Source organism: Novosphingobium olei, assembly GCF_012927405.1.
In the GTDB taxonomy this organism is placed as follows: Bacteria; Pseudomonadota; Alphaproteobacteria; order Sphingomonadales; family Sphingomonadaceae; genus Novosphingobium; species Novosphingobium olei.
In genome coordinates this window covers 1-1,513 of sequence record NZ_JABBGM010000041.1, presented here as the reverse complement: position 1 = coordinate 1,513, position 1,513 = coordinate 1, and the positions used below count along the sequence as shown (strand labels likewise).

2 protein-coding genes are annotated in these 1,513 nt (G+C 64.7%); both read right to left on the bottom strand.

What is annotated here, in order from left to right:
- On the bottom strand, positions 1-335 hold a 335-nt coding region (locus HHL27_RS22150), incomplete at its 3' end, for a hypothetical protein (protein ID WP_169495524.1).
- Positions 335-1,435: an IS5 family transposase gene (locus HHL27_RS22145; RefSeq protein ID WP_169495523.1), complete on the bottom strand. Its 1,101-nt coding sequence runs from the start codon at positions 1,433-1,435 to the stop codon at positions 335-337. The genes HHL27_RS22150 and HHL27_RS22145, both read right to left, overlap by 1 nt.
- Between the last annotated feature and the right edge of the window lie 78 nt (positions 1,436-1,513).

Sequence of the window (1,513 nt, the reverse complement as noted above, 5' to 3'; positions counted from 1 at the left end):
CAGGCTGCTGAAAAAGGCCACGGTTTGGCGATGAAGGTTGTGTCGTCGCCATTATCGTAGGCGATTTCGCCTTCGAGCCAGCCATCGTCGCGCAGATCGGCCCATCCGGTGCCGGTGACCTGATCGCCTTCATCGGCACCATTCCAGTCGAAGTCGACCCCGCTAGGGGTGAACCCGCCGTTCACCGAAGCGGTGAGCGCCCCAAACGCCATTTCACCGGTGCCGTCGGCGTCGATGAGCAGGAAAGCCGGGCCGCACAGATCGAGATGGGCACGCGGCCAGGTTGCGCTCTCCACGATCTGCCATTTGCCGACGAGGGCGGCGCTCGTGACCATCACCCCGTCTCCAGCAGCTTGGGAAGTCTGACGAGATTGTAGGCGGCGATCGTCAGGGTGAAGGCGAAGCGCACCCGTGCCAGCCCGCGGAACCGGGTCTTTCCCTGTCCAGCCGCAGACTTCACCCAGCCGAACACCTCCTCGATCCGTTTGCGGATGCGGATACTTGCGCGATAGCCTGGATGCCGTGTCGTGCGGCCGTCGATGGCGGAGCGCCGGCCACTCACATTCTGGGCGACGTGCGGTGTCACCCGACGATCCCGCAACTCGGCGACGAAGTCGCGGGTGTCGTACGCGCGATCGGCCGCCAGCGTGATCCGGCTGCCATGCGGGCGATCGACGTCATCGAGCATCGCAACCGCGGTCAGCCGCTCGGCAAAGCCGGCTACTCGCGTGGTCTCGGCATCGACCGCCAGCCCGTTGCGGTTCTCCATCAGGACGTGGCCCATGTAGCACAGCTTGGCGCCTGCCCCTGGGCTCTTGCGATACAGGCGCGCGTCCGGATCGGTGGTCGATGCATGTGTATCGTTGCTGCGCCTGGTGCCGCGGAAATCGACCTCGCCGTTGCGACCGCCCGGGCCGTCGGCAGGCGGTTCATCCCCTCCGGCCTCATTCTTGGGACGAAAGCTCTTCATGCTGCACCATGCCTCGATCAGCGTGCCGTCCACCGAGAAATGTTCACTCGACAACAGGCGCTTCACCTGCGGACGCGCCAGGATCGCCGACAGGAAGCGCGCCGCGATCTCGCCGTCCAGTAATCGCTCTCGATTCTTCGAAAACGTCGACGCGTCCCACACCGGGTCGTCGATGCCCAGACCAACGAACCAGCGGAACGACAGGTCGAAGTTCAGCCGCTCCATCATCTGCCGCTCCGAGCGGATCCCGTGGAACAGCTGCAAAAGCAACGCTCGCAACAGCTTCTCCGGCGCGATCGACGGCCGCCCGATACGCGAATAAACCGCCTCCAGCCCCGGCCCGATGTCGGCCAGCGCCTCGTTCACCAGACCGCGGATCGCCCGAAGCGGATGCCGCGCAGGCAACCGTTGCTCCAGATCGACGTAGGAAAACAGTTCGCCCGATCGTTCGTCCGTCCCGCGCATCCATCGGCCTCGTTCATCGCGTCCTGCCTCGATGAATCATCTCATGGCCCGATAGCCAAGCCCTTTTTCAGCGGCCTG